Annotated in this window: 23 protein-coding genes; 12 read left to right on the top strand and 11 right to left on the bottom strand. The window is 60.3% G+C overall.

Features of this window, described 5'->3' with window-relative positions; all coding sequences use genetic code 11:
- Window positions 1–46: 46 nt before the first annotated feature.
- Together fabI and ACKLKD_RS05090 are read right to left on the bottom strand one after the other, a co-directional pair.
- Complete coding sequence (gene fabI / locus ACKLKD_RS05095) at window positions 47–835, bottom strand: enoyl-ACP reductase FabI (protein WP_080897193.1); 789 nt, start codon at window positions 833–835, stop codon at window positions 47–49.
- A 198-nt stretch (window positions 836–1,033) separates the two neighbouring features.
- Window positions 1,034–1,576: a HutD family protein gene (locus tag ACKLKD_RS05090; RefSeq protein WP_025714315.1), complete on the bottom strand. Its 543-nt coding sequence runs from the start codon at window positions 1,574–1,576 to the stop codon at window positions 1,034–1,036.
- Between the two features lie 247 nt (window positions 1,577–1,823).
- Between ACKLKD_RS05090 and ACKLKD_RS05085 the strand changes: the two genes are divergently transcribed.
- Window positions 1,824–3,203: a purine-cytosine permease family protein gene (locus ACKLKD_RS05085; protein ID WP_025714316.1), complete on the top strand. Its 1,380-nt coding sequence runs from the start codon at window positions 1,824–1,826 to the stop codon at window positions 3,201–3,203.
- A 44-nt stretch (window positions 3,204–3,247) separates the two neighbouring features.
- Here the strand turns inward: ACKLKD_RS05085 and sapF are convergent, their stop codons facing one another.
- The 6 genes from sapF to ACKLKD_RS05055 form a co-directional block, all read right to left on the bottom strand.
- Entirely contained in the window at window positions 3,248–4,057 is an 810-nt protein-coding gene (gene sapF, locus ACKLKD_RS05080) for a putrescine export ABC transporter ATP-binding protein SapF (RefSeq protein WP_004140269.1), read from the bottom strand.
- Between the two features lies 1 nt (window position 4,058).
- Complete coding sequence (gene sapD / locus ACKLKD_RS05075) at window positions 4,059–5,051, bottom strand: putrescine export ABC transporter ATP-binding protein SapD (RefSeq protein ID WP_023289349.1); 993 nt, start codon at window positions 5,049–5,051, stop codon at window positions 4,059–4,061.
- Window positions 5,051–5,941 carry a putrescine export ABC transporter permease SapC gene (sapC, locus tag ACKLKD_RS05070; RefSeq protein WP_025714317.1) on the bottom strand — a complete coding sequence of 297 codons (891 nt, stop codon included), beginning with the start codon at window positions 5,939–5,941 and terminating at the stop codon, window positions 5,051–5,053. Before sapC ends, sapD begins: the two co-directional genes overlap by 1 nt.
- Window positions 5,928–6,893: a putrescine export ABC transporter permease SapB gene (gene sapB / locus ACKLKD_RS05065; protein ID WP_025714713.1), complete on the bottom strand. Its 966-nt coding sequence runs from the start codon at window positions 6,891–6,893 to the stop codon at window positions 5,928–5,930. The genes sapC and sapB overlap by 14 nt, the downstream gene beginning before the upstream one ends.
- Window positions 6,890–8,533 (bottom strand): ABC transporter substrate-binding protein SapA, encoded by a 1,644-nt coding sequence (gene sapA / locus ACKLKD_RS05060; RefSeq protein WP_080897192.1) that lies wholly within the window; start codon window positions 8,531–8,533, stop codon window positions 6,890–6,892. The genes sapB and sapA overlap by 4 nt, the downstream gene beginning before the upstream one ends.
- Window positions 8,534–8,864: 331 nt before the next feature.
- On the bottom strand, window positions 8,865–9,773 hold the full coding sequence (locus tag ACKLKD_RS05055) for an SDR family oxidoreductase (protein WP_165931806.1): 909 nt from the start codon (window positions 9,771–9,773) through the stop codon (window positions 8,865–8,867).
- 107 nt (window positions 9,774–9,880) lie between these two features.
- Here ACKLKD_RS05055 and ACKLKD_RS05050 point away from each other — a divergent pair, with 107 nt between their 5' ends.
- A complete protein-coding gene (locus ACKLKD_RS05050) occupies window positions 9,881–10,723 on the top strand; it encodes a helix-turn-helix transcriptional regulator (protein ID WP_025714162.1) in 843 nt (280 codons plus the stop codon).
- Here ACKLKD_RS05050 and ACKLKD_RS05045 read toward each other — a convergent pair.
- On the bottom strand, window positions 10,690–13,008 hold the full coding sequence (locus ACKLKD_RS05045; RefSeq protein ID WP_025714163.1) for a helix-turn-helix domain-containing protein: 2,319 nt from the start codon (window positions 13,006–13,008) through the stop codon (window positions 10,690–10,692). The genes ACKLKD_RS05050 and ACKLKD_RS05045 overlap by 34 nt on opposite strands.
- A gap of 171 nt (window positions 13,009–13,179) precedes the next feature.
- On the opposite strand from ACKLKD_RS05045, the gene ACKLKD_RS05040 reads away from it, so the two are divergent.
- Both ACKLKD_RS05040 and ACKLKD_RS05035 read left to right on the top strand, forming a co-directional pair.
- Window positions 13,180–14,349 carry a M20 aminoacylase family protein gene (locus tag ACKLKD_RS05040; protein ID WP_080897191.1) on the top strand — a complete coding sequence of 390 codons (1,170 nt, stop codon included), beginning with the start codon at window positions 13,180–13,182 and terminating at the stop codon, window positions 14,347–14,349.
- Between the two features lie 25 nt (window positions 14,350–14,374).
- Window positions 14,375–15,766, top strand: coding sequence for an MFS transporter (locus ACKLKD_RS05035; protein ID WP_087805991.1), 1,392 nt, complete (start codon window positions 14,375–14,377; stop codon window positions 15,764–15,766).
- On the opposite strand, the gene pspF is transcribed toward ACKLKD_RS05035, so the two are convergent.
- Window positions 15,757–16,746 carry a phage shock protein operon transcriptional activator gene (gene pspF / locus ACKLKD_RS05030; protein ID WP_165931805.1) on the bottom strand — a complete coding sequence of 330 codons (990 nt, stop codon included), beginning with the start codon at window positions 16,744–16,746 and terminating at the stop codon, window positions 15,757–15,759. The two genes, ACKLKD_RS05035 and pspF, sit on opposite strands and share 10 nt — an antisense overlap.
- A gap of 152 nt (window positions 16,747–16,898) precedes the next feature.
- On the opposite strand from pspF, the gene pspA reads away from it, so the two are divergent.
- The 6 genes from pspA (at window position 16,899) to ACKLKD_RS05000 (ending at window position 21,009) form a co-directional block, all read left to right on the top strand.
- Window positions 16,899–17,567, top strand: coding sequence for a phage shock protein PspA (pspA, locus tag ACKLKD_RS05025; RefSeq protein ID WP_025714168.1), 669 nt, complete (start codon window positions 16,899–16,901; stop codon window positions 17,565–17,567).
- A 55-nt stretch (window positions 17,568–17,622) separates the two neighbouring features.
- Entirely contained in the window at window positions 17,623–17,847 is a 225-nt protein-coding gene (pspB, locus tag ACKLKD_RS05020) for an envelope stress response membrane protein PspB (protein WP_002901911.1), read from the top strand.
- Entirely contained in the window at window positions 17,847–18,206 is a 360-nt protein-coding gene (gene pspC, locus ACKLKD_RS05015) for an envelope stress response membrane protein PspC (RefSeq protein ID WP_080924386.1), read from the top strand. Before pspB ends, pspC begins: the two co-directional genes overlap by 1 nt.
- 27 nt (window positions 18,207–18,233) lie before the next feature.
- Window positions 18,234–18,452 carry a phage shock protein PspD gene (gene pspD / locus ACKLKD_RS05010; RefSeq protein ID WP_002901915.1) on the top strand — a complete coding sequence of 73 codons (219 nt, stop codon included), beginning with the start codon at window positions 18,234–18,236 and terminating at the stop codon, window positions 18,450–18,452.
- A gap of 101 nt (window positions 18,453–18,553) precedes the next feature.
- A complete protein-coding gene (locus ACKLKD_RS05005; RefSeq protein WP_025714170.1) occupies window positions 18,554–19,951 on the top strand; it encodes a YcjX family protein in 1,398 nt (465 codons plus the stop codon).
- Window positions 19,948–21,009 (top strand): TIGR01620 family protein, encoded by a 1,062-nt coding sequence (locus tag ACKLKD_RS05000; protein ID WP_025714171.1) that lies wholly within the window; start codon window positions 19,948–19,950, stop codon window positions 21,007–21,009. Before ACKLKD_RS05005 ends, ACKLKD_RS05000 begins: the two co-directional genes overlap by 4 nt.
- Window positions 21,010–21,098: 89 nt before the next feature.
- On the opposite strand, the gene ACKLKD_RS04995 is transcribed toward ACKLKD_RS05000, so the two are convergent.
- Entirely contained in the window at window positions 21,099–21,968 is an 870-nt protein-coding gene (locus ACKLKD_RS04995) for a LysR substrate-binding domain-containing protein (RefSeq protein ID WP_223862119.1), read from the bottom strand.
- A gap of 143 nt (window positions 21,969–22,111) precedes the next feature.
- On the opposite strand from ACKLKD_RS04995, the gene ACKLKD_RS04990 reads away from it, so the two are divergent.
- A complete protein-coding gene (locus ACKLKD_RS04990) occupies window positions 22,112–23,425 on the top strand; it encodes a 6-phospho-beta-glucosidase (RefSeq protein ID WP_087805989.1) in 1,314 nt (437 codons plus the stop codon).
- 172 nt (window positions 23,426–23,597) lie between these two features.
- Complete coding sequence (tyrR, locus tag ACKLKD_RS04985) at window positions 23,598–25,139, top strand: transcriptional regulator TyrR (protein WP_087805987.1); 1,542 nt, start codon at window positions 23,598–23,600, stop codon at window positions 25,137–25,139.
- The last annotated feature ends 41 nt before the right edge of the window (window positions 25,140–25,180 follow it).

Genomic DNA, 25,180 nt, shown 5'->3' with positions numbered 1-25,180 from the left:
AGGGGAAGGGGGAACCCTCCTCACCGGGGCGAGGAGGGCAAGGAACTTATTTCAGTTCCAGCTCGTTCATGGCGGCGATATTGAACCCGCCGTCAACGTGAACGACTTCACCGGAGATACCCGCGGACAGGTTAGAGCACAGGAAGGCTGCGCTGTTGCCCACATCTTCAATGGTGACAGTGCGACGGATCGGGGTGACCGCTTCGCAGTGGGCCAGCATTTTACGGAAATCTTTGATACCGGACGCGGCCAGCGTACGGATCGGACCGGCAGAGATGGCGTTGACGCGAACGCCTTCCGGACCCATGGCGTTAGCCATATAGCGGACGTTAGCTTCCAGAGAAGCTTTGGCCAGACCCATCACGTTGTAGTTCGGGATCGCGCGCTCTGCGCCCAGGTAGGAGAGCGTCAGCAGAGCCGAGCCCGGGTTCAGCATAGTACGGCAGGCTTTAGCCATCGCCACAAAGCTGTAGGCGCTGATGTCGTGCGCGATTTTAAAGCCGTCGCGAGTGACAACGTCAACGTAGTCGCCGTCTAACTGGTCAGCCGGGGCAAAACCGATAGAGTGGACGAAACCATCGAATTTTGGCCAGACTTTTTCCAGCTCGGTGAACAGCGCGGTGATGCTCTCATCTTCAGCAACGTCGCACGGCAACACAATGTCAGAACCCAGCGCGGCAGCAAATTCCTCTACGCGACCTTTCAGTTTTTCGTTCTGATAGGTGAATGCCAGTTCCGCGCCTTCACGGTGCATTGCCTGCGCAATACCGTAGGCGATGGACAGTTTGCTGGCGACGCCAGTGATCAAAATGCGCTTACCGGAAAGAAAACCCATAGCTTTAATCCTTATCGTTATTGCTTATTTTTACTTTAACAATCATAACGTTAACATTGTTATTTCAAAATAACTCAAATTTAGCCGGGAATTATATCCCACTGACGACCCCTTGTGTCACGATATTTTTCAGCCGGCCCGCGGCGTACAGGGCAAAAGCGTATCGCGATAGCTCCAGTATACCCTCTCTCCTGACGATTATTTGAGCGCGATCTCCGCCAGCAGCAGGCGTCCATGGCTGCCCAGGGGACGCAGATCTCCCGGCGATTCACCGCGCCAGCAGAGGCCGCTACCGGCGGCGCAGCGCCGCCCGGCCAGATCCCACTCGCCCTGCAGCACATAAGCGACCCCGTCGGTGGCCGGGTGTTGCGGCGAGCTCACCATTTGCACCGTTGCCGATGCTCGCCCGCGCTGGGTCATGATATTGAAGTCCAGCCCCGGCTCAACGATCCCGACGCTGGACAGCGCCCATTCCCCGGGGAACGCCCACGGCTGCCAGAGCGCCAGCGGCTGGTTGATATTCTCGCCACACAGCCGTAACGGCTGTCCCGCCAGCAGGGTGATCACCCGGTCAACGCCTGGGAAAGGGGAGAAAGGACCATCCGCCTGCAGAGTGGCGATGCTGGCTCGCCAGAGAAAGGGGGCATCTGGCGCGGGTACGCAGATGATTTCGCGCGTTTCTCCGCCGCCGTTTTTCCACGGCGTGACGGGGAGCGACGCAAGTTGAAAAGGGACCATCATGGGTAGCACACCTTCGTTAATTGCTTCTGACGCCAAGGATAAACGCCGCCTTGACGTTATTTGGTAACCTTTTGCAATACAAATATTTTACATATTCGTCACAAAATGAGAGTGCATGCAAGGCGGAGTATTGTCAATGCTTGTATATACATGATCGGTTGAGTGAGGTGACATTAACAATTTCAGTGAGGAACCTATGTCTTCGTTTTCATCTACAGACGGGCAGTCAAAGAGCAATTATGCTGGAATGAGTGAAACGCGGTCGATTGATTACATTCCGGAAAGCGAACGGCATGGACACCCTTTTAGCCAGTTCACCCTGTGGTTTGGCGGCAATCTGCAAATTACGGCAATTGTCACCGGCGCTTTAGCCGTTGTGCTGGGCGGCGACGTCGTGTGGTCGTTGATCGGGCTTCTGGTCGGTCAGATGCTGGGGGCGGCGGTGATGTCGCTACATGCGCTGCAGGGACCGCGACTCGGACTGCCGCAAATGATCCTTAGCCGCGCCCAGTTTGGCGTTTTTGGCGCGGTGGTGCCGCTGGTGCTGGTTTGCGTCATGTATATCGGTTTTTCTGCCAGCGGTACCGTACTGGCCGGGCAGGCAATGGCCAAACTGCTGAAGATCAGCCATGTGGCCGGGATGCTGATATTCAGTGCGATTATTATTGTTATCGCCGTCCTCGGTTATAAAGTGATCCACAAACTGGGCAAACTGGCGAGTATCGTCGGTATTCTGGCCTTCGTTTATATGTTCATCACGCTGCTACTCTCGGCCGATCTCAGTGCGCTTGCGCGCAATAACCATTTTTCGCTGCCGACGTTTTTGTTAGCCGTATCGCTCTCTTCATCGTGGCAGATCGCCTTTTGCCCCTATGTTTCCGACTATTCGCGCTACCTGCCACGCAATGTCTCCGCCATAAAAACGTGCTGCTCGGTGTTTTTCGGCACCGTGTTGGGCACCCAAACGTCGATGACGCTGGGCGTACTGACGGCGGCCATTGCCGGCAGCGCGTTCCCTGGTCACGAGGTGAGCTATCTGGTGGGATTAGGTAAGAGCCAGGCTATGGCCATGATTATCTATTTCGCCATCTGCTTTGGTAAAATTACCTTTACTACCCTGAATGCCTACGGCAGCTTTATGTCGCTGACCACCATTGTTTCCGCCTTCCGCCGACAGACCGTGCTGTCGCAAGCGTGCCGCATTGCATTCGTGGTGCTGATGGTGGCGGCTTCCTGTATTATCGCGCTGCTTAGCGAGCCCGCTTTCTTAAAGCATTTCACGCATTTTCTTCTGTTCCTGCTGGCGTTCTTCGTGCCGTGGAGCGCCATCTGTCTAACGGATTACTACCTTATCTCGAAAGGGGCCCTCGATATTCCGGCGCTAAGCGACCCGCATCAACGCTACGGTTTCTGGAACCTGTACGCGATTAGCCTGTATATCGTCGGTGTGCTGATCCAGTTGCCGTTCATTGAGAACCCGTTGTTCCATGGTTCGCTCACGTGGATCTTCGCCGGTAACGATGTGTCATGGATGATTGGCTGGTTTGGTACCGGGGGGCTTTACTACGCGCTGCGCCGCTTTGACCGCCGGTCGCTGCCGGCGCAGAGTCTCTTCCCTACCACCTGAATGACAGGGGCGGCGTAAGAGGCGCCCCTGCTGGTCCTTGCGAGCTATTTCCCGTCTTTACGCCAGGCGTCGGCGGTGAGGGCTTCACCAAAGTGGCCGGCGATCAGGCGTCGGGTCAGGTCGTGCAGCGGCGAAGCCAGCACATCGGCGGTGCTGCCGCGCTCGACCACTTCCCCGTTATGCATCACCAGCACCTGATCGCTGATGTGCTTCATCATTCCCAGGTGCTGAGTGACATAGATATAGGAGATGCCCTGTTTCTCCTGCAGTTCCAGCATCAGGTTGATGAGCTGGGAGCGCATCGACATATCCAGCGAGGCCAGCGCCTCATCGCAGACGATGACCTTCGGCCGCAGGATCAGCGCCCTGGCGAGGCCGAGACGCTGCTTCTGACCGGGCGCCAGCATATGAGGGTAATAGCTGACGTGGTCCGGCAGCAGACCGACCATGCGAAGGGTGTCGATAATCTGTTTCTGCCGCGCTTCAGCGTCGAGATCGGTATTCAGCCGCAGCGGGAAATCGAGGATCTGCGAGATACGCTGGCGCGGGTTCAGCGAGGTCGACGGATCCTGAAAGATCATGCGAATCTTCTGGCTGCGGTAGGAGTAATCCCCGAAAGTTAGCGGATGGTCGTCGATGAGCAGCTCGCCGCTGGTGGGCTCCACCATGCCCGCCAGCATCTTCGCGAGCGTCGATTTTCCGGAGCCGTTCTCGCCAATAATCGCCAGCGTCTGCCGTTCGCGCAGCGTGAAGCTCAGCGGCTTAACCGCCTCCACCGTCTGGCGGTGAAACCAGCCGGTGCGGTAGCGAAAGGTCTTACTGAGTTGGCGAACTTCCAGCAATGTTTCGACCATTTCACTCTTTCTCCATGTTCAGCGGGAAATGACAGGCGTACAGATGGTTGCGCGCCCCGGTAAGACGCGGCGTTTCGATACACTCGCGCTGGGCGTACGGGCAGCGCGGCCCCAGCCGACAGCCGATGGGCAACTGCTCCAGCAGCGGGATCGCTCCCGGTAGGGTGTTGAGGCGGCTTTTATGCGGCATGGCGCTGCCAAAATCCGGGATCGCGCGGATTAACGCCTGGGTGTAGGGGTGATGTGGGAGGGTGATCAGCTCTTCGCTGGGCCCGCTCTCTACCGTTTGCCCGCAGTACATGACGTTGATTTTATCCGCCCATTTGCTGAGCATTTGCAGGTCGTGGCTGATCAGCAAGATGGTGGTGTTGTTGTTCTGGTTGAGCCGCGTCAGCAGGCGAATAATCTGCGCCTGGGTGGTCGGCTCCATGGCGTTGGTCGGCTCGTCGGCGATCAGCAGGCGCGGCTGGTTGGCCAGGGCAATGGCGATCATCACCTTCTGGCACTCGCCCTCGGTCAGCTGATAGGGGAAGCTGCGCATCGCGTCTTTGTGATCTTTAATGCCCACACGGTGCAACAGCTCGATGGCCCGGCGCTTGCGCCAGCCCAGCCGCTGCCACCAGCGCCCCTTGTAGGTCCAGCCTGGGATACTCTGAATCAGCTGCTGGCCGATGCGCTCAGACGGATCGAGACAGGACTGCGGCTCCTGGAAAATCATCGACACATTATGGCCGATCAGTTTCCGCCGCTCGCGGTTCGACAGCCGCAGCAGGTCGATGTCATCGAACCGCATGCGGTCGGCGGTGACCCGCCAGTTGTCTTTGGTGACGCCGCAGATAGCTTTGGCGATCAGGCTTTTTCCGGAACCGGATTCACCCACCAGGCCGCGGATTTCGCCTTCGGTCAGGGTCAGGCTGACGCGATCGACGGCCTTTACCCAACCTTCGTTGGTTTTAAATTCGATGGTTAAGTGACGAATATCGAGTAACGGCATTATTGAACCCCGGCAATGATCGCCCGGCGAATACCGTCGCCCAGCAGGTTGACCAGCAGTACGCTGAGCATGATCGCCGCCCCGGGCAGCATGACGGTCCACGGCGCCACATAGATAAGCTCCAGCGCATCGCCCAGCATGGCTCCCCATTCTGGCGAAGGCAGCTGGGCGCCGAGGTCAAGAAAGCCCAGCGCAGCAATATCAAGAATAGCCATCGACAGGGCGCGGGTGATCTCGGTTACCAGGCCGGAGGCAATATTGGGCAGGATGGCAAACAGCAGAATATTCAGCGTCGACGCGCCATCGAGGCGGGCGGCGATAATGTACTCTTTCTCCAGCTCGTCGTGGACCATGCTGTAAACCGAGCGCACCATCCGCGGCAGCAGCGCCAGCCAGACGGCGAACATGGCATGGCTGAGATGCGGTCCGGCAAAGGCGACGACGATAATCGCCAGCAGCAGCGACGGGATGGAGAGCAGGGTATCGAGGATATGGTTCATCACCGCCGAGCGCAGGCCGTGGGTTGAACCGGCAATCACGCCCAGCACCAGGCCAAACAGCGTGGCGCCGAGGGTGACGACGAAGGCCCCGCCAACGGTCGGCGCCGCGCCGCTCAGCAGCCGGCTCAGCACATCGCGGCCGAGGTCATCGGTTCCCAGGAAGAAGGAGACTTCACCGTAGCGCGACCATGATGGAGGCAGCAGCTGGTAGCCCAGAAACTGCTGATCGATACCGTAGGGAGCGAACCAGCCGCCGAAGATACAGAGCAGCAGCAGGCCCGCGCAGCCGTACAGGCCGATCATCGCCGTGGTGTCGCCATAGAATTTACGCCATACGGTGCGCAGCGCGCCGGGCGGACGCTTTTCCAGATAAACGCTATCGTAGGGCATACCATTCCTTATGTTTCAGCGGGTTAGCCATGGCACCGAGGATATCGGAAATTACGTTGACAATAATCACCAGCGCGCCAATCACCATGACGCCAGCGGAAATCGCCGCGTAGTCCTGCTGGCGGATGGCGTTGATCAGCCAGCGGCCCAGCCCGGGCCAGCTGAACACCATCTCGGTGATCATCGCCAGGGTGAGCATGGTGGAAAACTGCAGGCCGAGACGCGGGATCACCGGCGGCAGGGCGTTATGCAGTACATGACGCAGTAAAATTTTGCGTCGCGACACGCCGCGGGTGGCGGCCGCTTTTACGTAGTTGGTGTCATACACCTCGCTGGTGCTGATGCGCATCAGGCGGATCACTTCAGTGGTGGGGGCGACCGCCAGGGTCAGCACCGGCAGCACCATATGCCGGGCGGCGCTGACGATCATCTCATGACGCCACGGCGAGTCCGAGAGCCAGGCGTCGATCAGCGCGAAACCGGTGACATTTTTCACCTCATACAGCAGATCGAAGCGGCCTGAGACCGGAAACCAGCCGAGGGTCAGGGAGAAGAAGAGGGTCAGCAGGAGTGCCAGCCAGAAGACCGGGATCGAGAAACCGACCAGCGCAACGGCGCTGATCAGCGTATCGGGCCATTTGTTGCGCATTACGCCGGCGATCATGCCCACCGGAATGCCAATCAGCAGGGCAAAGCCGAAGGCGAGGATGCACAGCTCCATGGTCGCCGGGAACACCTCGCGCAGCTGCTCAGAAATCAGCTGGCCGTTAATGCTGGAGACGCCAAAATCCCAGTGCAGCACCCCTTCAAACCAGAACAGCCACGCATTCCACAGCGAGGCGCCCTGCAGCGGGGCATGAGGGGTGAAATAGCTCAGGCTGAAGCCGACAAAGGTCAGAAAAAAGAGGGTGACCAGCAGCAGCAGCAGGCGGCGCAGGGTAAATATAATCATGGTTTTTTCACCTCTTCGGTTTTCTCCCGCGACACCCCAGCGAACGAAGCGTTACCGAAGGGGCTGAGCACCAGGCCTTTCATATCATAGCGATAAGCCTGTAGCCGCAGCGATGAGGCCAGCGGCAGGACCGGCAGTTCGCGGGCGAGGATCTGCTGCGCCTCTTTGTACGCGTCCATTCGCGAGGCGAGCTGCTGCGAGATCAGCGCTTTTTGCAGCACGTCGTCAAATTCCCGATTACACCAGTGGGCAAAGTTGGTTTGCGAGGCGATCGCCGCGCAGCTCAGCAGCGGACGGAAGAAACTGTCCGGATCGTTACTGTCCGTCGCCCAGCCGGAGAGCGTCAGGTCATGGCTCATATCCATCAGGCGCGCTTCCTGGAATCGCCCCTCTACCGGCACGATGATCACCTTGACGCCAATCTGCGCCATATCCGCCTGGATAAGCTCCGCCGTTTTCAGCGGGCTCGGGTTCCACGCCTGCGAGCTGGTGGGTACCCACAGCTTGAGGGTCAGATTTTCCAGCCCCAGAGCCTTCAGGCGGGCGCGGGCCTCCTGCGGATTGTATTCGGTAATTTTAGCGTCGTTATCGTAGGCCCACGAGGCGCGTGGCAGCATCGAGGCCGCGGTTTCCGCGGTGCCGTAGTAGATGGACTGCATCAGGCGCTGGTTGTTAATGGCCAGCGCGAGGGCATGGCGCACCTGCGGGTTATCCAGCGGCGGCTTGGCGGTGTTGAAAGCCAGCCAGGCAATGTTCATGCCCGGGCGCAGCGTCAGGCGCAGGCGCGGGTCGTCACGCAGGATCGTCAACTGACTGGCGGCAGGCCAGGCCAGCACGTCGCATTCCCCGGTGAGGAGTTTCGACAGACGACCGGTACCACCGGAGCCGAGGTCGACCACCACCTGCGGCATCAACGGCTTACCGCGCCAGTAGCCGGGATGGCGCTGCAGGCGGATGTACTGCCCGGTACGATACTCTGCCAGCTGGAACGGACCGGTGCCGACCGGCTGGCGATCCAGCTGTTCCTGACGGTCATTTTGCGTTAACCGGGCGGCATACTCGGCGGAAGTCACCGATGCATAGTGGGTGGCCAGATGCCAGAGGAACGAGGCGTCCGGTCGCTTAAGGCGAAACTCGACGGTCTGATTATCCAGTTTACGCACGCTCTCTACGCTGTCAGCAAACTGCAGGCTGTCGAAGTAGGGGAAACTGCTGCCATTGACGTTGTGCCACGGGTGGTCGCGGTTAAAAATACGGCCAAAGGTAAAAATCACATCATCAGCATTGAAATCCCGGGTCGGGGTAAACCACGCTGTGCGCTGAAACGGGACATGACGACGCAGGTGGAAGCGGTAGGTGGCGCCGTTATCAAGGACTTCCCAGCTCTCCGCCAGCTCGGGTACCAGCCGGTAGGTATAGGGGTCGACGTCAAGCAGGCGATCATAGATCTGCGCCGCCAGCGTATCGACGATCAGTCCGCTGCTGACTTTTTGCGGATTAAAGGTATTCACCTGGCCGCTGACGCAATAGACGAAACCGCTATCGCGGATATCGGCGCGGTCGGGAAGCGCAGGGGCGGCAAAAGCCTGCCCACACAGCAGGGAAACGGCTGCCAGGAGAGATGACAATTTCAGGCGCATATTTTCTGTTTGATTATAGAGTTGAACTCTATCTTATTAAGATTAATAGACATTCACCACCGCCTTCAACAAGCCTGAGGGATAATGCGGTTACCGGGTGCGTATAGTATTCAGTCAATTGATTAAAATAGTCGCGGAACCGAGTCTGTATAGTGAAACATGGTAACTTTTTATCGCCGATATCGCCAGTCAGGTCTGTTTGGCTGCGGTTTGCTCGCCTGTTTAGCAGGCGCTGAGGGCATATTGCATTGAGTATAGCGGGGAAGAACGAGCGTGACCCGACGGGCACACAATGAACCCGTCGGGTGTTATGCAGGGGGAACGTCTTTGCTTATAGTGACAACGTCACTTTTTCATAGTCCATATTTTGCAGGTCGTCGAGCAGGCCGGGGCCAACGGGTTGCCACTGCAATCGCTCGCGGGTCCATGCCGAGCTGGCGTGCAGGTCAAGAGCGGTAAACGGCGCAAACCAGCCGAACCAGGCGTCGACCTGCGACTCATCCAGGTGGGTCAGCGGCAGGTTTAATCCCTGGGCAATTACCGCAGCAATATCCCGTAACGCGATCCCCTCTTCGGCCACTGCATGATACCGCTCACCGGCCGCACCTTGCAGCAGCGCACTGACATACAGACGTACGACGTCATCCACATGGGCGGCGGACCAGCGGTTGCTCCCCTCGCCACGCAGGGCTACCGCCCCGTTGGCGACCGCACGTTCGATATAGCAGGTCAGCAACCCCTGGCGCACGGTGTCATGCACCTGAGGCAGGCGGACGACCCGAACATCCACTCCCGCTTCCAGCAGCTGCTGGCCGGCGAGCTCTGAGGCGGTGCGCGGACTGGGGTGCGCTGCGTTGAAGAACGACTCCCGGGTCGGGGCGCCGCTTCCGTCGTCACCCATCAGCGTGCCGGAGGTGATCACCAGCGGCCGCGCGCTCCCCCGCAGCGCCTGGCCCAGGGCCAGGATCGCCTGTCGATCCTTCTCGCAGTTAGCGGCAAAGCGGCTGAAATCGTGTTCGAAGGCGGTATGGATCACCGCGTCGGCGTCCCCGACACCCGCCAGCAGCGAGTCCGGGGCGTCCAGCGTGCCGCGATGCACCTCGGCGCCGGCCGCCTCCAGGGCCTGCGCCGCGGCGTCGCTGCGCGCGAGGCCGATAACCTGATGTCCCGACGCCTGCAGCGCCGGAAGAATACGTGAGCCGATAAAGCCGCTCGCGCCGGTAAGAAATATACGCATCATTGAACCTCCTGAACGAGTTTTCAGGCGTATCCTACCCGCGCTGCCATACTCTAAAAGTAGAGACATTATCGGGGTATAAATTCTAACAGGCAGATCTCACACAGATGATGAATACTTCTGACCACCATGCATTAGGTGATTTTCTTCGCGCCCGGCGCCAGCGCCTCGACCCGGTAACCTTTGGCTTTCCGGCGGGGCGCCGACGCACGCCCGGTCTGCGCCGCGAAGAGGTCGCGCAGCTCGCCAGCATCAGCCCGACCTGGTATACCTGGCTTGAACAGGGGCGCGGCGGCGCGCCGTCCCGCGAGGTGCTGGAGCGGATCGCCCGCGGTCTGCGGCTGACCACCCCGGAGCGCGAACATCTGTTTATTCTTGCGTTTGGCCATCCGCCGCAGACGCGTCTGACGGTCACGGATGATATGACGCCGCGCCTGCAGCGGGTGCTTGATGCTTTCACCATTCCGGCGATTATCCGCACCGCCAGCTGGGACGTCATCGCCTGGAATAGCGCGGCGGCCAGGGTACTGACCGACTATGGCCAGCTGCCGCTGGCCGAACGCAATGTGCTGCGCCGCCTGTTTACCCGGCCAGAGGCCCGCTGCACCCTGGAGAACTGGCAAACCGTGGGGCAGCTTATCGTCAACGCCTTTCGCGCCGATGTCACCCGGTTGGGGGCCACGGCGGAGACGGACCAGTTGATCGCGGAACTCACCCAGCAGAGCGTCGAGTTTGCCCGTTTCTGGCAAAGCCATGACGTCGCAGGCCATGGAGAAGGCTATAAGCGCATCCACCACCCGCAGATGGGTCCCCTCGACCTGGAGTTCACCTCGTTTGCCGTGGAAGGTCGCCCCGATCTGTCCCTGCTGGTCTTTAATCCGGCAACAACGGAAAGCCAGCGGAAAATTGACGGGTTGCTTCAGGGGGCGGGATCCTCGCCGGAGGAGAGCTGAGGGGTAAATTCATACAGCGCCAGGGCGTTGCTTTCCAGCGAGTCGACCCGCAGCCAGTGGCCGTCGAGCCGGGCCTCCTCCACGCTGAGCGCCGGACGTGCCTGATGCATCAGCCACTGGTAATCCTCGGCGTCGGGGCCACTGCGGCTGCGAAAGGCGTCGACCAGCGGGAATAAGGCGCCGTGATGCTGATCGAACAGGTGCTGTTTAATGCGCCAGCGGCCCGCCAGACCCAGCAGCTTGACGCTGTACGGCTGGCTGAAGCGCTGAATAAAGGCCGCTTCGCTGGAGAGCCAGGGATTGTAGACCACTGTATTGCGTAACAGCAGCTGGTAATGCCCCTGGTGGTGGAGCAGCAGCAGGTTTCTGTCGTGAAACAGGATCTCGCCGCGCAGCCGCCGCCAGAGCCACAGCACCCAGTAAACCGGTCGCGGCAGGCCATGCAGATAGTGCAGCGCGAGGCTTGAGGTATCCAGCTTCCCGTTGGCGCGGGCTTCTCCCTGCAGCCCTGAGTTCAACCAGAACCCCGCCAGCCAGACCTGGTCCGCCACCCCCAGCAAATTGTCCATCAACAGCGCACCGCGAAAAAAACGGCCATTAGTATCACGTGTATCGCCGGTCAGGGTATTCCAGGAGAGCAGCCATAGCGGCAGGTTGAGCTGTCGCTGGCGCAGCGCGCTGTGGATCTGCCGCAGCTTGTGCAGCGGATAATGCTCGCTGGAGGCCAGGCGGCTGCTGTCCGCCTGCGCCAGGTCCAGCTGTTCGTTGGCATCTGCCTGGCAGGCAAGAAAATCGGCTTCCGCCAGCAGCGGTGAGTGAAACAGCGGATCGTCCCCGAGGTCACTGGCGGCAAAGCGGTGCCAGATCCCCAGCTGCGGCTGCGGCAGCAGGCGGTCAAGAACCTCGCGTTGCTGCCGCCAGGCGGCCTGGCGGGTAGCTTCGCTGGCCTGCGGCGACCAGTGCCAGACAACGCGCCAGCTGTTGAGCGTCGCCGGGGGGAAATGGTTGGCGGCGAGTTGCAGAAAGCGCTGCAGCAGGTCGCTGCGGGTGGTGACGCCGGTATGCAGGATCACATGCCAGCCCATCGCCGCCAACCAGCTGAAGATCTGCTGCAGATTGTACCAGCAGGCGTAGCCGGCCATCTGCGGATCGTCCCAGCCGGTGCCGAACAGCCGGCTGCTGAGAAAGGGATCGTTGATATCGATGGCATACACCGGCAGGGTACGATGCAGGTGTTCCAGCTCCCGGCGCACATCCTCCCGCAGCAGGTCGTCCAGCTCGCGCACGGTCACTACCATCCGGGTATGGCGCAGAACGGCGGCGCGCGCCGGGCGCTCCTGCAGGTTGATTTCCCGGGTCTGCGGCGGATTGATCAGCAGCGGAGGGCTCTCACGATCGCGCTTCTCCGGTTCATTGAGTCGGGCATACAGCCGGTCAAGCGCTACCGGCTGCCAGCGATCGGCCAGCGGCGGACGCGGTCGGGCAAGCTCGCGGGGATGCTGTTCACGATACTGGCGCGGCGTCACGCCGTGCTGGCGCTTAAACAGGTCACTCATCATTCGCGTACTGGCAAACCCCTGTTCGCGGGCAATTTGCTGGACCGGTTTGCGGGTGGCCGACAGCTGGTCTGCCGCGTGGCGCAGACGCAGCGCGGTGAGATACTGGACAAAGCTGACGCCCACCTCTTTGCGAAATAACCGGGACAGCCAGGCCTCGGAGACAAATTCCGCCGCCGCCACCTCCTGTAATGAAAGGCGGCGCTGATAGTTGGCGTCGATCCGCGCCACCACGCTGGCTATCCGCCGACTCCACGGCTCGGCATCGCGCCGTGGCATGGAGGCGATGGGCTGGCTGAAGCGGGTGGCCAGCAGGAGCGCTATCTCACTCAGCCAGCGGTTGGCCTCCAGCCGGGAATGGCCGGGATGATTGACCAGGCCGCTCACCAGCAGCTGGCGCATCAGATGGCGCAGACCATCCTGCGCATCACGGGTGCGCGACGTTATCTGATAGTCGACGGCAAAAAAAGCGCTGTCGAGGCGGGCCAGCCAGCTGGCAGAGAGGGTCAGGATCATCACCGCGTTGGACGCGGCGCTGCTCAGGCTCCAGCGACGGTTGCGGTTGACGATGGCCAGCGCGTCAACGCCCAGCGGCAGCGCGACATCCGCCTCGGTCAGCGTCACGGCTCCTTCCAGTACCCACAGCAGGGTCAGCAGGTCGCCTTCCGGCTGATTCAACTGGCGCACATCGCGCACGGTGACGCTAAAGTCGCCGGAATGCAGTTCCACATGGCTCTCCTCGTGAGACAAAAAACAACCGGTTATTTTTTGTCATAACTGATATGTATGAAAAACAGTCATGAGTTTATCGTCAATATAAAACAAAAAAGCGCACCTGAAAGCGGGGTGAGCCGCATAAACTCGACAGTGTCGTGCAAACACAACACAGGAATAACAAAAATGACACATCCGTTGCTTGAAGCCCTGCAGGTCAACGAGGCGCAATTTATTGCCCTGCGTCGCCAGTTCCACCAGCAGCCAGAGATCGGCTTTGAAGAACATCAGACCAGTCAGGAGGTTGCCCGGCTGTTGAGCGAATGGGGATACGACGTTCACCGCGGCCTGGCAGGCACCGGAGTGGTGGGCACGCTGCGCGTCGGCGAGGGGAAAAAACGCCTTGGCCTGCGGGCGGATATGGATGCCCTGCCGATGCAGGAGCGCAGCGGGAAGCCGTGGGCCAGCCAGATTGAAGGGCGTTTTCACGGCTGCGGCCATGACGGGCACACCACCACGCTGCTCTATGCGGCAGAATATCTGGCGCGCACCCGCCAGTTTACCGGGACGCTGCAGCTGATTTTCCAGCCCGCGGAAGAGCTGTTGTACGGCGGGCGGGTGATGGTCGAGGACGGTCTGTTTGATCAGTTTCCCTGCGACGCTATCTTCGGCCTGCACAATATGCCGGGCCAGCCGCTGGGCAAAATCGGCCTGCGCGACGGGGCGATGATGGCCTCCTCCGATACGCTGCATATTGAGGTGAAAGGCGTTGGCGGCCACGGCGCGGTACCGGAGCATACCGTTGACGCCACGCTGGTGGCCTGCCATATCACCCTCGCGCTGCAGTCGATCGTCTCACGGAATATTACCCCGTTCGAACCGGCGGTGGTCACCGTTGGCAGCATCCAGGCTGGCCACGCGCCGAATATCATTAACGACCATGTGCTGATGAAGCTCACGGTGCGCACCCTCAATGAGCAGGTACGTGAAACCGTTTTGCAGCGGATCCTCGATATTGCCGTGGCCCAGGCGGAGAGCTTCAATGCCACCGCCACGCTGACGCACGTCAATGGCAGCCCGGTATTGCGTAACGATCCGGCGACGAACGCCATGGTGCGGGAGGTGGCGACGTCGCTGTTCGGTGCAGAGCAGGTGGGTGAAGTGAAGCCGTTTATGGGCAGTGAAGATTTCGCCTTTATGCTTGAACAGCACCCGCACGGCAGCTATTTCACTATCGGCGCGGGCGATGAGCCGGAGCGCTGTATGGTGCATAACCCGGGCTATGACTTCAACGACGCGCTGTTGCTGACCGGGGCGGCGCTGTGGTGCGGCCTGACGGAACACTATCTGCGTTAATCACCGGAAACGGGAGGGCCATGCGATGAGCACTGTCACAATAAGCGACACCCCGTTTGTCGGCAACGATCGCCTGCTGGTGGGGATTGTGTTAAGCGTTTTAACCTTCTGGCTGTTTGCCCAGTCGGTGATTAACGTGGTGCCGGCGATGAAAAGCAGTCTTGATATTTCCCTTGAAACCTTAACCCTGGCCGTCAGCCTCAGCGCGCTGTTCAGCGGCTGTTTCGTGGTCGCCAGCGGCGGCCTGGCGGACAAATTTGGCCGCATGCGGATGACCACCCTCGGGCTGGGGCTGAGTATTGTCGGCAGCGCCATGCTGGTACTGGCCCAGGGCCCGGGGCTGTTTCTGGCCGGCCGGGTGCTGCAGGGGCTGTCGGCGGCCTGCATTATGCCAGCGACGCTGGCGCTGATTAAGACCTGGTACGAAGGGCGTGCGCGGCAGCGGGCGGTCAGCTTCTGGGTCATCGGCTCGTGGGGCGGCAGCGGTCTCTGTTCCTTCGTTGGCGGGGCCATCGCCACCGGGCTCGACTGGCGCTGGATCTTCGTCTTCTCCATCGCCGTTGCCCTGCTGGCGCTGTTTTTGCTGCGCGGTACGCCCGAGAGCCGTAGCGCCAGCGCCAGTCAGCATAAGCTGGACGTTGGCGGCCTCCTGAGCCTGATTGCCGCGCTGGTGCTGGTGAATTTGTTTATCAGCAAGGGCCACGGTTGGGGCTGGAGCAGCCCGCTGTCGTTGACCATGCTGGTCGGGGCGCTGGCGGCCGGTGCGGTATTTATCCGTAGCGGTTTGCGCAAAGGCGAGGCGGCGCTGATTGATTTTGCGCTGTTTCGTAACCAGGCCTACGGCGCGGCAGTGCTGTCGAACTTTCTGCTCAACGGGGCGATTGGCACGATGATGATCGCCAGCATCTGGCTGCAGCAGGGGCACCACCTGACGCCGCTGGAGAGCGGGATGATGACCCTCGGCTATCTGGTGACCGTCCTGGCGATGATCCGGGTCGGCGAGAAGCTGCTGCAGCGCTATGGCGCCAGGCTGCCGATGATGACCGGGCCGGTGCTGACCGCCATCGCCATCACACTGATATCCTGTACTTTTCTTGATAAGGCGCTGTATATCGGGGTGGTGTTCGGCAGCAATGTGCTGTTTGGCCTCGGGCTGGGCTGCTACGCCACGCCGTCAACGGATACGGCGGTGGCCAACGCGCCGGAGAACAAAATCGGCGTCGCTTCAGGGATCTACAAGATGGGCAGCTCGCTGGGCGGGGCGATGGGGATTGCCGTGACGGCGTCACTTTTTGCGCTGTTTTTACCACTGGGCATGGCCCATGCCGCCCAGTATGCCCTGTGGTTTAACGCCGCCTTATGTCTGGGGGCGATGGCGGTGAGCGCGCTGCTGCTGCCGCGCGCCTCTCACAGCTGATGCTTTTTCAGCAGGGCGCGGAGCTGGTGATAGGTTAACCCCAGCAGCGTCGCCGCCTGCTTCTGATGATACTTCGCCTGCTCCAGACTCCGCTGCAGCATGCGTTTTTCCTGCTGGAGCTGAAAATCACGCAGATCCAGCGGCAGGGCGGGCAGCTCATCGCCGGACGCGGCTTCCGGCGGGGAGACGGTGGTCTGGCGAAAAGGGTTAATAATAATGGCGTCCAGCTCATGCTCGCTGTCGCCGTGGCGATACACTGAGCGTTCAACGACGTTCTTCAGTTCGCGAATATTCCCCGGCCAGCGGTAGCCAAGCAGCGTTGCGGTCGCCCGTTCGCTGAAGCCGGGAAACAGCGGCAGACCAAGTTCGCGGCACATCTGGATGGCGAACTGGTTGGCGAGCAGCATGATGTCGCTCTGCCGTTCGCGCAGCGGGGGGAGCTGCACCACGTCGAAGGCGAGGCGATCGAGCAGGTCGGCGCGAAAATGGCCTTCCTCCACCATCCGCGGCAGGTCAGCGTTGGTGGCGCACACCAGCCGGACGTTGACCTGCAGCGGCTGGCTGCCGCCCACGCGCTCCAGCTCGCCATATTCAATCACTCTTAACAGCTTCTCCTGCACCAGCATCGGCGCCGTCGCCAGCTCATCAAGAAACAACGTCCCGCCGTCGGCGCGCTCGAAGCGCCCGGGATGGCGCTTGCTGGCCCCGGTGAAGGCCCCGGCTTCGTGGCCGAACAGCTCCGAATCGAGCAAATTGTCGTTCAGCGCCGCGCAGTTCAGCGAGATAAACGGCCCCTGCCAGCGGCTGGAGAGGTAGTGCAGACGGTTAGCGATAAGCTCTTTCCCGGTACCGCGCTCGCCGATGACCAGCACCGGTTTATCCAGCGGGGCCAGCCGGGAAACCTGTTCCAGCACCTCGAGAAAGCTATTGGCCTCGCCCAGCAGATTATCCTTGTACTGCGCCATGATGAATTTCGCCATTAAGTAGTGTGATTAACCAGGTGACTGTAGCAATGCGCTGCGCAGTTCGCAACCACGTTGTTTAAAATCAATAAGATAAAAAGTTGGCACGCCATTTGTATTAGCTAAGCCACAGGTGAATACCTGAAACCAGAACTATGAGGATTGAAATTATGGGTATTTTTTCTCGTTTTGCCGACATCGTGAACGCCAACATCAACTCCCTGCTGGAGAAAGCCGAGGACCCGCAAAAGCTGGTGCGTCTGATGATCCAGGAGATGGAAGACACGCTGGTTGAGGTGCGTTCGACGTCGGCCCGCGCGCTGGCGGAAAAGAAACAGCTGTCCCGTCGTATTGAGCAGGCAATTGCCCAGCAGGCGGAATGGCAGGAAAAAGCCGAGCTGGCGCTGCGTAAAGAGAAAGAGGATCTGGCCCGGGCGGCGCTGATCGAAAAACAGAAACTGACCGACCTGATCGCTCAGCTGGACCACGAAGTGCAGCTGGTGGATGAAACGCTGGCGCGCATGAAAAAAGAGATTGGCGAGCTGGAGAACAAACTCAGCGAAACCCGCGCCCGTCAGCAGGCGCTGGCGCTGCGCCATCAGGCGGCGAGCTCGTCCCGCGATGTGCGTCGCCAGCTGGACAGCGGTAAACTGGATGAGGCGATGGCTCGCTTTGAATCCTTTGAGCGTCGCATCGATCAGATGGAAGCGGAAGCGGAGAGCCACCGCTTTGGCAAGCAGCAGACGCTGGATCAGCAGTTTGCCGAACTGAAAGCAGACGACGAAATCAGCGAGCAGCTGGCGGCGTTGAAAGCCAAAATGAATCAGTCCAACCAGTAAGTACGATTGCGCGGCGCGGCGTTGCGCCGCGGCTCACCCCCTGTAAGGAGTACACATGAGCATGCTTTTTCTCGCCATTCCGCTGACGCTGTTTGTGCTGTTTGTTCTGCCGGTCTGGCTGTGGCTGCACTACAACAATCGCGGCGCCAACGGCAGCCTGACGCAAAATGAGCAGCAGCGGCTGCTGCAGCTGACCGATGATGCGAAGCGGATGCGCGAGCGCATTCAGGCGCTGGAAGCGATCCTGGATGCCGAACATCCGAACTGGAGAGACAAATAATGGCCGGACTGGATCTGAATAAAAAACTGTGGCGTATCCCGCAGCGCGGGATGGTGAAGGGCGTCTGCGCGGGCATTGCTCAGCATCTTGATGTCCCGGTGAAGCTGGTGCGCCTGATTACCGTGCTGGCGATGGTTTTTGGCCTGTTTTTCTTTGTCCTCGTGGCCTATGTCATTTTGACCTTTGCCCTGGATCCGATGCCGGACAGCGAGCTGTACGGCCACAAAGCGCCGAGTAATGGCGACCTGCTGGCCGCCGTGGATGCCGAACTGGCCTCCGGCGAACAGCGTCTGCGTGAAATGGAGCGGTATGTGACCTCCGACACCTTTACGCTGCGCAGCCGCTTTCGCCAGCTGTAAATCCTGTTTTAACGAGTGAGGCAACCCATGAATAGCAAATGGCAACGCGCCGGGCAGCAGGTGAAACCCGGTCTGAAAATCGTCGGTAAGCTGGCGCTGCTGACCGCACTGCGTTATGGCCCGGCGGGCGTTGCCGGCTGGGCGGTCAAATCGGTCGCGCGGCGGCCGCTGAAAATGCTGCTGGCGGTGGCGCTGGAGCCGCTGCTCAGCCGGCTGGCCAACCGGGTCACGCGCGGGATGAAATAATGCCGTCGTGGGGACATCCCCAGGGATGAACGTAGCCCTGCTTATCCCCGGCAGATAGCTTATGATAACGAGAACCACCTTCAGGGCATAACGGACTGGCGATGAAGCGACTGAAAACTGAATTGAATGCGCTGGTCAACCGCGGGGTTGACCGGCATTTACGTCTGGCGGTGACCGGCCTGAGCCGGAGCGGTAAAACGGCGTTTATCACCGCGCTGGTCAACCAGCTGTTGAATATCCACACGGGCGCCCGCCTGCCGCTGCTGAGCGCTGCGCGCGAAGAGCGGCTGCTCGGCGTCAAGCGCGTGCCGCAGCGTGATTTCGGTATCCCACGATTCACTTACGATGAAGGGCTGGCCCAGTTGTACGGCCAGCCGCCGACCTGGCCGACCCCAACGCGCGGGGTGAGCGAGATCCGTCTCGCGCTGCGCTACCGTTCCAATGACTCCCTGCTGCGCCATTTTAAAGATACCTCCACGCTGTATCTGGAGATCGTCGACTATCCGGGCGAGTGGCTGCTCGATCTGCCGATGCTGGCGCAGGACTATCTGAGCTGGTCGCGACAGATGACCGGTCTCCTGCAGGGACAGCGCGCGGAGTGGTCGGCCCGCTGGCGGCAGCTGTGTGCGGGGCTGGATCCGCTGGCGCCCGCCGACGAGGCCCGGCTGGCAGATATCGCTGCCGCATGGACGGACTATCTGCACGCCTGTAAGCGCGAAGGACTGCACTTTATTCAGCCCGGGCGCTTTGTCCTGCCCGGAGAAATGGCGGGTGCGCCGGCGCTGCAGTTTTTCCCATGGCCTGACGTCGACGCCGTCGGCGAAGCCAGGCTGGCCCAGGCCGATAAACACAGCAATGCCGGTATGCTGCGCGAACGCTATAAGTACTACTGCGATAGGGTGGTGAAGGGGTTCTACAAAGAGCACTTCCTGCGCTTCGACCGGCAAATCGTGCTGGTGGATTGCCTGCAGCCGCTCAACAGCGGGCCGCAGGCGTTTAACGATATGCGCCTGGCGCTGACCCAGCTAATGCAAAGTTTCCATTACGGACAGCGCACTCTGTTCCGCCGGTTGTTTTCGCCGGTCATCGACAAGCTGTTGTTTGCCGCCACCAAAGCCGACCACGTCACGGTGGATCAGCACAGCAATATGGTGTCGCTTCTGCAACAGCTGATTCAGGACGCGTGGCAAAACGCCGCTTTCGAGGGGATCAGTATGGATTGCCTGGGGCTGGCGTCCATTCAGGCGACCCAGAGCGGGCTTATTGAGGTGAACGGTGAGAAAATCCCCGCCCTGCGCGGCAATCGCCTGAGTGATGGCCAGCCGTTGACCATCTATCCTGGCGAGGTGCCAGCGCGCCTGCCGGGCCAGGCCTTCTGGCAGCAGCAGGGATTTCAGTTTGAAAACTTTCGTCCGCAGGTCATGGATGTCGATCGGCCTTTGCCGCACATTCGCCTCGACGCGGCGCTGGAATTTTTGATTGGAGATAAACTGCGATGAGCGAACCGTTAAAACCGCGGATTGATTTTGATGGCCCGCTGCAAGCGGAAAAAATTCCGCCGCTGAAAAGCGCCCGCGCCTTTGACACTCTTGAGGCGGACAACTTCGCGCCGGCCCGTCTGGTGGCAGGAGAAGAGGAAGAGGGGGCGGCGGAAGCGGTGGTGGAGTCGGTCCTGCGACCCAAACGCAGCCTGTGGCGGCGGATGGTCAGCGCCGGACTGGCGATCTTCGGCGTCAGCGTCGTGGCGCAAGGGGTGCAGTGGACGGCCAACGCCTGGCAGACCCAGGACTGGATTGCGCTGGGCGGCTGTGCGGCCGGGGCGCTGATCGTCGGGGCCGGCGTCGGCTCAGTGGCCACCGAGTGGCGCCGCCTGTGGCGCCTGCGCCAGCGCGCTCACGAACGCGATGAAGCGCGCGATATGCTGCACAGCCACGCGGTCGGTAAAGCCAAAGCCTTTTGTGAGAAGCTGGCGCAGCAGGCAGGTCTGGATCAGTCACATCCGGCGCTGCAGCGCTGGTATGCCGCGATCCACGAAACACAAAGCGATCGCGAAGTGGTGAGTCTTTATGCCCAGCTGGTGCAACCGGTGCTCGATGCCCAGGCGCGGCGGGAAATCAGCCGTTCGGCGGCGGAGTCGACGCTGATGATTGCCGTCAGTCCGCTGGCGCTGGTGGATATGGCGTTTATCGCCTGGCGTAATCTGCGGCTGATCAACCGGATTGCCACGCTGTACGGCATTGAGCTCGGGTATTACAGCCGTCTGCGACTGTTTCGCCTGGTGTTGCTCAATATCGCTTTCGCCGGCGCCAGCGAACTGGTGCGTGAGGTGGGAATGGACTGGATGTCGCAGGATCTGGCGGCCCGGCTGTCGGCGCGCGCCGCGCAGGGCATTGGCGCCGGTCTGCTGACCGCCCGTCTGGGGATCAAGGCGATGGAGCTGTGCCGCCCGCTGCCGTGGATCGCCGATGATAAACCGCGGTTGGGCGATTTTCGTCGCGAGCTGATTGGGCAGTTGAAAGAGACCCTGCAGAAAAGCAAAACCCGTCCGGAGAAGTAACTTCCGCTCAGAGACATTGCCGGGCGGCGGCTTCGCTTTGCCCGGCCTACGACGTCGAGCCATGGCTCGCGCATCCTGGCAATATTCGATTAGGCGCATTCCGCCGCCAGCCACTCGCTGAAGGCGCGAAAGCGCGGGCGTGAGCGGTTCTCCTGGGGACAAATCAGGTCATAGCCAAAGGGCGAGGGCGCTTCATTTTCAGACAAGGCCACCAGCCTGCCGGCGTCGAGCAGCGGCTGGATCAGCGTTTTGCGCCCCATCACCACGCCGAGTCCATTGAGCGCCATCTCGATGGCCAGCGAGTGGTTATTCACCGCGTAATACCGGCCGTCAAAAGGTAACGCTTGTCCGCTGTGCTGGCACCACAGGCGCCATTCCGCAAACTGATCCTGTACGTCGGTGGATTCGCACGCATGGATCCAGACGATCGCCGCCGGGTCGCCGTCGCTCAGCGGACGATACTGCTGGCGATAACGCGGGGAGCAGACCGGGAGCAAACTTTCCGCCATCAGCCGCTGTTGATAAAGATCGGGATAGCGCGTAGCGCCGTAGTAAATTGCCAGATCCACCCGTTCCTCGTTAAAATCCATCACCCCGGCGCGCACGCGAAACTGCAGATTCAGTCCCGGCCATTGCGCCTGAAAGCGCGGCAGGCGCGGCATTAGCCACAGATGGGCCAGCGTCGGCGCAATACCAATATGCAGTGTGCCGCGCAGATCCTGATCGCGAATATCCTCAATTTCATCGTTAATCGCTCGCAGCGAATGGCTTAGCGTCGCCAGCAGCCGCTTGCCTTCTTCCGTCAGCGCCAGTTTACGCGTCAGCCGAATAAACAGGCGAAACCCGATATGCATCTCCAGCCTGCGGATCCGGTGGCTGACGGCCCCTTGAGTCAGGTTCATTTCATGCGCGGCGAGAGTAAAGCTCAGATGGCGGGCGGTCACCTCAAAGGTCTGCAGCAGTGCAAGGATGCTTTGTTGTTCAAGCACAAGTTGTCTCCCTTATGCATTAACTGGGTTCATGCATAGGCGGATTTAATTCGTTTGTTACGCCAGTTTGGCCGGTTTTAAATAGTTATATCGTAACTAAACCGAGGTATACCATGTCAGGACGCAAAATTGTGGTGATTGGCGGTGGTTCCAGCTACACCCCGGAACTGATTGAGGGGTTGCTTAACCGCTATCACGAGATGCCGGTCGCTTCGCTATGGCTGGTGGACATTGAAGAGGGCAAAGAGAAAGTCGAGATTATCGCCGGACTGGCGCGGCGAATGATCGCCAAAGCCGGGCTGACCATCGAGGTGGTGGCCACCCTTGACCGGGAAAGCGCGCTGCGCGATGCCGATTTCGTCTGCTCGCAGTTTCGCGCCGGCTGCCTTGACGCCCGCATCAGCGATGAACGTATCTCCCTCAAGTATGGCCTGATCGGCCAGGAGACCAACGGACTTGGGGGCTTCGCCAACGCCTGTCGCACTATTCCTATCGCCCTGGAGATCGCTGCCGATATGGAGCGACTGTGTCCCGACGCCTGGCTGCTGAACTTTACCAACCCGTCGGGGATGGTGACCGAAGCGATCCTGCGCCACAGCCGCATCAAAGCCGTCGGCCTGTGTAATGTGCCGGTGATTATGCAAAAAGGAGTCACCGCTCTGCTGCAATGCGCTGACGAAAAAGAGGTAGTGATGCAGGTCGCCGGCCTGAACCACTTTATCTTTGTGCGCCAGATCCTGCACAAAGGTAAAGAATGGCTGCCGGAGGTGATAGCTGAGATCAACGTCGGACGGGATCCGCTGGTGCCACGCAATATTCCGCCGTTCCGTTGGCCGTCGCATCTGCTGCAGGGCTTAGGCATGATCCCCTGCGCCTATCTGCGTTATTACTACATGAAAGACGATCTGCTGCGCCAGGAGCTGGCGGAGGCGGGTGGCGAAGGGACCCGTGGCGAAGTGGTTAAACAGCTGGAAAAAACCTTGTTTGACCAGTACCGCGACCCGCACCTTGCGGTTAAGCCGAAGGCGCTGGAAGGCCGCGGTGGCCAGTACTATTCCGAGGCGGCTTGCGAGCTGATGAATGCCATCTACAACGACAAGCGGATTATCATGCACGTTAATACGCGTAATAACGGTGCCATTAACGGCCTGCCAGATGACTGCGCGGTAGAGGTCAGTTCGCTGATCACCGCATCCGGTCCGCTGCCTCTCAATGTGGCGCCGTTCCCGGAAGATACCCTGCGTTTGCTGCAGTTAATGAAGTCTTTTGAACAGCTGACCATCGAGGCCGCCCTTACCGGTAACCGCCACACGGCATGGCGCGCGCTGGTGCTGAATCCACTGATCGTCAGCGGCGAGAAGCTCGAACTGGCATTGGATGAGGTGATCGCCGAGAACCGTCAGTGGCTGCCTGCTTTTCACGCCTGACCCGAGACTCACCGGCCCCCTGGCCGGTGATTTAACCCCTGACCGCCTGACTTTACGGCGCAACGCCCATTTTTCCGCCATACTGTCAATAATTGTTGACAGTTAGCTTCCCGAAAACCCATTCCTGGCCTATTATTCTCCCGTCATTGGCACTTTTAGGGTGAACACTCCCATGCGTCTTGAAGTCTTTTGTGAAGACCGTCTCGGTCTGACTCGTGAATTGCTCGATTTGCTGGTGCTGCGCGGCATTGACCTGCGCGGTATCGATATTGACCCTATTGGCCGAATTTACCTCAATTTCGCCGAACTGGAGTTCGCCACTTTCAGCAGCCTGATGGCGGAGATCCGCCGAATCGCTGGCGTAACCGACGTGCGCACTGTGCCGTGGATGCCGTCTGAACGCGAACACCTGGCGCTCAGCGCCCTGCTGGTGGCGATGCCGGAGCCGGTGCTGTCGCTGGATACCAAAGGCAAGGTGGAACTGGCCAACCCCGCCAGTTGTCTGCTGTTTGGTCAAAGCCAGGCGAAGCTGCGTAACCATCCTGTGGCCCAGCTGATCGCCGATTTTAACGTTCAGCGCTGGCTGGAGAGCAGCCCGCTGGAGACGCATGCGGAACATGTGGTGGTGAATGGTCAGAATTTCCTGCTGGAAGTGACCCCGGTCTATCTGGAAGGGGAACATAACGAACGGGTGCTCACTGGCGCCGTGGCGATGCTGCGCTCAACCGTACGCATGGGACGCCAGCTGCAGACCATGACCAGCCAGGACACCAGCGCCTTCAGCCAGATCCTTGCGGTGGGACCGAAAATGCGCCACGTGGTGGAGCAGGCGCGCAAGCTGGCGATGCTCAGCGCGCCGCTGCTGATTGTCGGCGACACCGGTACCGGTAAAGATCTGCTGGCGCATGCCTGTCATCTGGCCAGCCCGCGGGCGGGCAAACCCTATCTGGCGCTCAACTGCGGCTCTATTCCTGAAGATGCCGTCGAGAGTGAGCTGTTTGGCGACGCCCTGCAGGGTAAAAAAGGCTTCTTCGAGCAGGCCAACGGCGGCTCGGTGCTGCTGGATGAAATTGGCGAGATGTCGCCGCGAATGCAGACTAAGCTGCTACGCTTTCTCAACGATGGCACTTTCCGCCGCGTCGGCGAGGATCATGAAGTGCACGTCGATGTGCGGGTGATCTGCGCGACGCAGAAAAATCTGGTCGAGCTGGTGCAGAAAGGGCTGTTCCGCGAAGATCTCTACTATCGCCTCAACGTCCTGACGCTGTATCTGCCGCCGCTGCGCGACTGTCCGCAGGACATTATGCCGCTGACAGAGCTGTTTGTGGCCCGCTTTGCCGACGAACAGGGGATCCCGCGGCCGAAGCTTTCTGCCGATCTCAGTACGGTACTCACCCGCTACAGCTGGCCCGGTAACGTTCGCCAGCTGAAGAATGCCGTCTATCGCGCGCTGACTCAGCTGGAGGGATTCGAGCTGCGTCCGCAGGATATTCTGCTGCCGGACCATGACGTCGCGTCGCTGCCGGTGGGCGAGGAGGCCATGGAGGGATCGCTGGACGACATCACCCGCCGCTTTGAGCGTTCGGTGCTGACCCAACTGTATCGCAGCTACCCCAGCACCCGTAAGCTGGCGAAACGTCTGGGGGTGTCGCATACCGCCATCGCTAACAAATTGCGCGAATATGGTCTGAGTCAGAAAAAGGGCGACGAATAATCCCGCCCGGCCGGCGACCCTCGTCGCCGGCATCCCGGCCT

Origin of the sequence: Klebsiella sp. 10982 (genome assembly GCF_048589245.1) — a bacterium.
GTDB classification, from domain to species: Bacteria; Pseudomonadota; Gammaproteobacteria; order Enterobacterales; family Enterobacteriaceae; genus Klebsiella; species Klebsiella quasivariicola.
The sequence above is the reverse complement of the archived record's forward strand: the minus strand, read 5'-3'. Positions and strand labels throughout refer to the sequence as shown.